This is a genomic window from Mycobacterium sp. (assembly GCF_036488105.1).
In the GTDB taxonomy this organism is placed as follows: domain Bacteria; phylum Actinomycetota; class Actinomycetes; order Mycobacteriales; family Mycobacteriaceae; genus Mycobacterium.
Genome location: NZ_DASXHW010000133.1, coordinates 1 through 7,411 on the forward strand (window position 1 = coordinate 1; position 7,411 = coordinate 7,411).

Genomic DNA, 7,411 nt, shown 5'->3' on the forward strand with positions numbered 1-7,411 from the left:
CGTATTTCACGACGTTCCCGCTGCCGCGGCGTCCGGCACCGGCTTCGAGACCGGCGTTGCCCGCCATCGGAACACCGTTGAGCATTCCATTCGACGTCGGTGCGACCGGGCGTGCGGCGTTGACCAGCTGGGCCTCTTCGATCGCCGCGGGCGTCGACCCTTGCCAACCCGCGGGCACCGACAGCCGCCCGAGAGTGCTGGCCTCGCCCATCTGGGCCGTCACACTGCTGGCCGTAAACGGTGCGCCGCTGACGCCTGCGGTGCCGCCAATGGGGGGAAGTCCTGCTGTCGCAGGCATCAACCCAAGGCCTTTTTCTAATGCCGTTGCCTGAGCGGGGGTAATCAACTGCTGCCCGAGGCCGTAGCCGAAGTTTGTGAGACCGACCGCGAAGTAGGCCTGGAGTGTCTGCCGGATCGTGTTCAGGTTGGCGTTCGTCAGGCCCAAGCCCCAAGCGCCGGGAGGGGAATTGGTGAAGGTGTTTTGCCAGAGTTGCGTGAGCCAATCGCCCAGCGTGGTCGGGGGGGTCGCCGCGGGTAGCGCGGTGCTCGCGGCCGTCTGGGTGGTCGTGGTGGGCGCCGACGACACCGCGTTCTGCGCCACCGTCGCGGCTTGGCTGGCCGGCGTAGCGGCAGCCTTGGCAACCGCGTCAGCCTGGCTGCTCGTCCCGTTATCGGTAGTCGTCTGAGGCGGCGTGGTGAACGGCGTCACCTGCAGGGCCACCAGGGAGGCGCCGGCGTAGCCGTACATGGCGGCCGCATCCTGGGCCCACATCGCCGCGTACAGAGCTTCGGTCATCATGATCGCGGGAGTGTTCTGACCGAAGAAATTAGTAGCCACCAGGGCGGCCAGCAGCGCGCGATTGGCCGCGATCGCCGGCGGCGGCACCGTCATCGCAAACGCCGCCTCATATGCGGCGACGGCCGCGCGAGCATGGTTGGCGGTCTCCTCGGCTTGCGCGCCGGTTGAGGTCAACCAGTCGATGTACGGCGTGACGGCGGACATCATCGCCACCGAGGTGGGGCCTACCCACGAGTTGCTCGTCAACTCCGCTAGCGCGGCCCCATAACCGCTGGCCGCAAAGCCCAACTCGGCAGCCAGACCGTCCCAGGCCTCAGAGGCCGCCAACAGCGGCCCGGGCCCGGGACCCGAATACATCCGACCTGAATTGACCTCCGGCGGCAACAGCCCGAAATCAAGCACTAGATTCCTCCGTCAGTAAGCCAAGTTTGCGTCTGCCCCGTCACGCGCCGCATGGATCCGGCGGCGTGGGGCGTTGTCGTGAGCTGGTCAGCAATCGGCGGGTCCTGATGGATGACCGCCCGATCGACATCGATGTGCGGAACGCGGTATTTGGCCACAGATGAAATGCGCTTTCTTTCCTCGGTAACCCGCAGCGTCAACAACATTGAGTGCCGATGCTCATCGCTGAACAGTCGCTGGCTGAGACATTAGATGGCCGCGCGCGCGATCCGCGACGACGATGCCGACTATTCATTACTCATCAAGCAGTGTTCATCCGCGATCAACTGTTGTTCAGTTGGCGTTCGGTTCTGCGCCACCCGGCGGCCGCAGTGCGTGCAGCTATCCGGCAGCCGGCGTAAAGGGGATCACGGTCGAACGAAGCTCGAATCGTGTCGGCGTATCCGCACCCCCGCGTCCGCCCATGTTGGCGATCGGCATCATCGGCGGCATGGCCGATTGCGTACCTGCCGGCCCCGCCGAGATGGCCGGGCTGCCACCAACGTGCATCCACGTTCCGGCGGCGGTCACCGGCGGCGTCGCACCGGTCCAGGCAGGCGGCACCGTCAGCGCGCCGACCGAGGTGGCCCGACCCATACCCGCGGAGAGTTCCGGACCGCCCGAGCCGACGCCGCCGATGCCTACCGAGCCCAGGGCGCCGGTACTCGACGTGAGTCCGACAGCGTGTGCGGCGCCCAGCTCATTGGCGGCCGTCGTCGCAGCCTTGGCGGCGGTCGCCGTACTGCCGGCGGTGAATAGCTTGGACAGCATGCTCATGGGCATCGATGCCAGCTTCAGCGGCGTGCTGAGTTCGTTCATGATCGACGTTGCCGATGTCGAGGACGTCGACGTACCGGTCGCCGTGGACGCTACGCCGTCCAGGGCCTGCGGCGATGCCAGGCTCTGCAGGGCCTGAGGCATTCCCGAAATGACTTGCGGGCCAGACGAAATGATCGTGTCGAGATCGGTCCCCCCGGAGGTGGCGGCGGACTGGGCTGCGGCGACGGACTGGCTCATCAGGCCGCTCGAGTTGGTGGTCTGCGGCGGCGCGGTGAACGGGGTCACTTGTGACGCCGTTGCCGACGCGCCGGCGTAGCCGTACATGGCGGTGGCGTCCTGGGCCCACATCTCGGCGTAGAGCGCCTCGGTTGCCGCGATCGCCGGGGTATTCTGACCGAGGACGTTCGTCGCGACGAGCGCCGCCAGCAGGCTTCGATTGGCCTCGATGATCGGCGGCGGAACCGTTGCGGCGAAGGCGCTTTCGTAAGCGCTGGCCGCAGCGGCGGCCTGCGTGGCGGCCAGCTGGGCCTGATCGCCGGTGGCGCTGAGCCACGTAACGTACGGGGTGGCGGCCGCGGCCATCGAGATGGAACTGGGGCCGGTCCAGGAGCCGCTGGTGAGGGTTGAGACAACCGAGCCATACCCGGACGCCGCGGAGGTCAGTTCCTCGGCCAGCGACTGCCAGGCTGCCGCCGCTACCAGCATCGAGCCCGGCCCGGGACCGGCGTACATACGCCCGGAGTTGATCTCCGGCGGCAAAGCTCCGAAATCCAGCACAGGACAGCCCTTAACCCGCTGCAGCCGTGTTGGCTGCCTCGGTGGCCGCGTATGAGCCAGCGTTGGTGCCCAACGTGTTAACCAACATCTTGTGGATCGCCGCGGCCTGCGCACTGATCGCCTGGTACATCTCGGCATGTGTGGTGAACTGGGCAGCGGTCAGCGCGGACACCCCGTCCGCCGCCGCGGGTAGCACTCCTGTGGTCGGGGCCGCCGCTGCGACGTTCTGCGCCGCCAGGCTCGAACCGATGCCCTGCAGATTCTCCGCGGCCCCCGTCAATTCGGTCGGCTGCGTACGCATAAATGACATCTGGCACTCCCTTCACACCAGTCCGCACCGTCACTAGTTAGAGACGTTAACTAGGAAAGATGAGATGCCAACATGGCGTAGCTATGCGCCGGCTATGAAACGTCCGGCGAGTGCGCGACTACGGAGCGACCGAGACCAGTGTGCGGCCAGCGGAGCTCTCGCAGGTATCAGCTGCGCCGAGCGCATGCCAAAAGGTCCCCCGCCCTTGCGAGCGGGGGACCTTTGAGAGATCCAGCTATCGACGCAGCTCCGTGGCAGCAACCTGGACGAACACCCCGGTGTCCTCGGCCATCAGCAGGCCACGACCGCGGGGCAGCGGTCCACCCTTCATCTTGCCGCGGATGAAGCCCTCGTCCGGGTCGGCGTCCATGACCAGCAACGGTGCGTTGGCCTGGGCCAGCGCGCGCAGCATCGGGTCGCTTCCCGCCGACGACCATCCACCGAAGGTGCGGGTGACGATCACGTGCAGGCCGACATCGGCAGCCCTGGTCACCCACGGCGCGGCCTTCTGCAGCGGCGAATCGAATCCCGGCGGCAGTTGCTGAACGTCATCGATGATCAGGAAGATCTCCGGCCCGCTCCACCAAGCACGGGACAGCAGCTCTTCAGCCGACAAGCCCGGCGGTGGCTCACGTCGGGCCAGTACCTCACCCAGCTCGTTCATCATCGCTGCGACGCCGTCGAGGTTGTAGGCGAACTTCTCGACGTAGTCCGTGCCCAGCGTGGTCAGCAGTTGACGACGCGGGTCGACCAGCCACACCTGTGCCGACGGACGCGAAGTCGGTTGCGCGATGCTGGCTCCCGGCTCATACACCCGCCCGATCTCGGCCATGATGGTTGCCAGCGTCGTGGTCCGGCCACACTCGCGTCGGCCCGTCACCATCAGGTGAGCGTTCTCGGCGAAGTTGAGGTACACCGGCTGCAGGTCCAATTCGTTGATGGCCCAAGCGATTCCACCGGCACCGACGTTTCGCCGCCGATCTTGCTGTGCCAGCGTCCGCACCTGGTCCAGGCCGAACTTCGCGGGAAGCCTGCGCACCGGCGGTGCGTGACCGGTGGCCACCTGACTGACCGCTGCCGCAACGCTCTCGGACGCGAACACGTTGTCCGGTGTCGCGCTCAGCGCCGGCCTGGCGACCAGCGTGTGCAGACCTGATTGCGGATCGCTGTCGAGTCGAACGTAGTTCACCGCGACCATGCCGCGACCCGGCTTGACCGGAACATCCTTGGCGAACCGCGAGCGCACCAGCTTGGCATCCTCGACCGCAGCCAGACGCAGCTCGATCCGGGATCCGAACCCGCTGCGCACCGGCGGCCGCAGCTCGGATTCGCGGTCGGCCGTGGCCACCACGTGGATACCGAAAGACGGCCCCTGGTTGATGATTTGGTTCACCTGCTCGATGAGTACCTCGTTCTCTTCGGCGAGCGCCCGGTAGTTGTCGATCACCAGGAAGATGTCGCCGAAACCGTCGTTGGGCACGCGACCCGCCTCACCGCGGAACTTGCGCCGCCGGAAGACCTCCATCGACGGAACGTCGTACTCGAGGAAGGTGTGCTTGCGTTCACGGAGCAGCGCAAGCAGTTCTGCCACCGTGCGGCGAACACCGTACGGGTCGGTCGGACCGACGACCTCGCCGACGTGCGGCAACCCGGCCACGGTCGTCAGCGCGGTGCTGCTGTACGCCAGCACATAGAACTGCACCTGCTCCGGCGTATGGGTCAGCGCAGCCGCGGTGATCAGCGTCTGCAACGCGGTGGTCTTACCCGACCCACCGGCACCCAGGATCAGCACGTTGGAACCGGGCCCGGAGGTGTCCACCGTCCACGGCGGCTGGTCGTGCTTGAACGGCCGGTCGACGATCCCAATCGGGAACACCAGGTCCAGCGATGTGCCGTACTGCTCCTGCCACGGCCGGTCGAGGAAGCGGTTGACGAGCTCCTCGATCGCAACCGGCCGATCCAGCGGTGGCTGCCACAACCGATAAGGCTGGAAGTCGATCCGGCGAAGCTGATCGATGATCACGGTGCCGACCTTCGGCGTCCTGATCGCTTCTTCTTCCTCTTCTTCCTCGGGTGCGGCGGCTCCGTTACCGCCGAAAGCCTCGCGGATGCCGCTGTCGCCGTTGGTGAGCGCTTCGAAGTCATCCGGCCCCGTGACACTGACCTCGATAGGTGTGAAGCCGGTGGTAAACAGTTGCGGCCGAATGTAATCGACGGAATGGGTCAGCATCGCCGGCCCATCGTCGTCGAGCGAAACGCCGCGACGGTAGTCGCGCCACAGGAACTCGGCCTGGAAGCGGACGATCTCGTCAAGGCTCTTGCGGAAGTACCCGAGGCCGGCCTGCGCGGGCAGGTTGACAGCGTTGGGAACACCCGCGGCCTGTGCCGCACCGGCGGTCCGCGCTTTCAGCACCAACCGGTAACCCATGTTCTCCATGAGCTTCTCGGCCCGGCTCTCGATCGTCTGCGAGGCCATCATCAAGTGGATCCAGTAGGCACGACCCTGCCGGCCGATGGAGTCCAGAACGTCGACAGCCGTCGGCATGATCCGGAACCACTCGTAGAACTCGTCGATGACGACCACCAGCATCGGCAGCGGCGGGATGTCCTGCCCGCGTGCGCGCATCCTGGAGCGCATTTCGTTGTATTCCTTGGCGTCATCGACGCCGGCGTTGTCGCAGACCGCCTTGCGCCGCGCGATCTCGCCCCACAGTGAATCCAGGAAGCGCTCCATGAGCGCCTGGTCCTCTTCGAGGTCGGTGATGATGCGCGACACGTGCGGCACGCCGCCGAACGGCTTGACCGCCGACCCACCCTTGAGGTCAGCCAACACGAACTGCAACTCGTCTGGCGGATGCGCCAGCATCAGCGATTCGAGCACGGTACGCACCAGCGTCGACTTACCGGAACCGGTAGTTCCCGACATGACGCCGTGCGGACCGTCGCCGCCCTCGTCGAGGGACTTCATGTCAAGAAACAGCAGCTCGCCGTTGTCCGACCGGTTACCGAACGGGATCCGCAGCCTTGAGCGGCTGGTCAGGGCGTCGCGCCGACTGCTCCACAACGCGTCAAAGTCGATCTCGGACGGGTCCTCAATGCCGTAGTAGGACAAGATGTCTCGGGCGCCGATCTGCGCGACGCGCTGACCGATCTCCTCGTATGCCTCGGCCAATCGCCAACGGGCCACCGCCTGGGCGAACTGCTCGGCCTCGGGCTCGGTCACGTCGTCGGCGAGGGCGAAGAACCACTTGTTGTCGTCGATAACCATCCAGGTGTCGCGGTCACGGGGCAGTGCCTCGATCACGCCGATGTCATTGGTGAACTTCAGCACCCGCTCCGGATTACCGGTCCACAGCGCAGAACCGGTCAGATCGAAGAACGTCACGCCGTCCACACCGTCGACGCTGATGACGTACTCCCACTGCGGGTCGTCGACATCGGCGATGATCACGTGGTGCGGCGTCGGCGTCTCCGCCGACGAGCTTGCATGCCGAGGCGTGAAAGACCCACGCCCAGCGAACAATTCGGCCTGGTCGGCGGCGAACTCACGGACCGACCCGTACACCATCCGGATATTGCCGGCGGCGTCGCGGCGGCGCGGATCGCCGAAGTGCGGCAGCCACTTGACCCAGTCCCACTTGCTCATGTCGGAAGTGACCACGATCATCTGCAGATGGTCGGGCCCATGTGAGAAAGCCAGCTGGCAGATGATCGCGCGCATGGCGCCCAGCGTCTGCTCGCGGTTACCGACCAGGGCGTACCACGGCTCGACCAGCAGCGACACCATCTTCGGCAGGTTGTAGATGACGCTCTGGTAGCGACCGAATTCCTGCAGCGCCTTACCCGTCACCGGCTCGAGCTCGATGTCGGTCGGCATGTTCTGCGGCTCGCCCCAGGTCACCTCGGGACGGGTCATGCCCACCCCGATGCGGGCAACACCGAAGTTGAGGTCCTTGCCGTCCGGTTTGCGCTCCCACATTCGGGGTGAGCCCACCGCGGCGGCCAGCGTCGTCGGCTCCGGGTGGAACCAGCGGTAGTTGGCGTCCATACTGTCGGCCGACTCGTTCGCGGTCTCCCGCAACATGTCCAGCATCAGCATGAACTGGGCGCGCATCGCGTCCAGCTTTGGCCGGCTCATCTGCTGCTGGCCACCGAAACGGCCGCCGAACATCATCATGGCGACGCCGCCGATCATGAAGATCGGGAAGATCGAACCGGCGCCCAGGAACATGCGCGAGCCGTTGGCGACGGTCATACCGACCATGCCGACCAGCAGGCCGACCACCAGCACACCGACCACGATC

The 7,411-nt window shown here is 66.1% G+C and carries 4 protein-coding genes; all 4 read right to left on the reverse strand.

Going from position 1 to position 7,411, the window contains the following annotated elements:
* Positions 1-1,201: PPE family protein (locus tag VGH54_RS07045; RefSeq protein ID WP_331511218.1), on the reverse strand; the 1,201-nt coding region annotated here is incomplete at its 3' end.
* A 381-nt stretch (positions 1,202-1,582) separates the two neighbouring features.
* Positions 1,583-2,794: a PPE family protein gene (locus VGH54_RS07050; protein ID WP_414688661.1), complete on the reverse strand. Its 1,212-nt coding sequence runs from the start codon at positions 2,792-2,794 to the stop codon at positions 1,583-1,585.
* A 13-nt stretch (positions 2,795-2,807) separates the two neighbouring features.
* Positions 2,808-3,107: a PE family protein gene (locus VGH54_RS07055; protein WP_331511220.1), complete on the reverse strand. Its 300-nt coding sequence runs from the start codon at positions 3,105-3,107 to the stop codon at positions 2,808-2,810.
* A 235-nt stretch (positions 3,108-3,342) separates the two neighbouring features.
* Positions 3,343-7,411 (reverse strand): type VII secretion protein EccCa (eccCa, locus tag VGH54_RS07060; protein WP_331511221.1); only part of this gene is annotated, 4,069 nt, incomplete at its 5' end.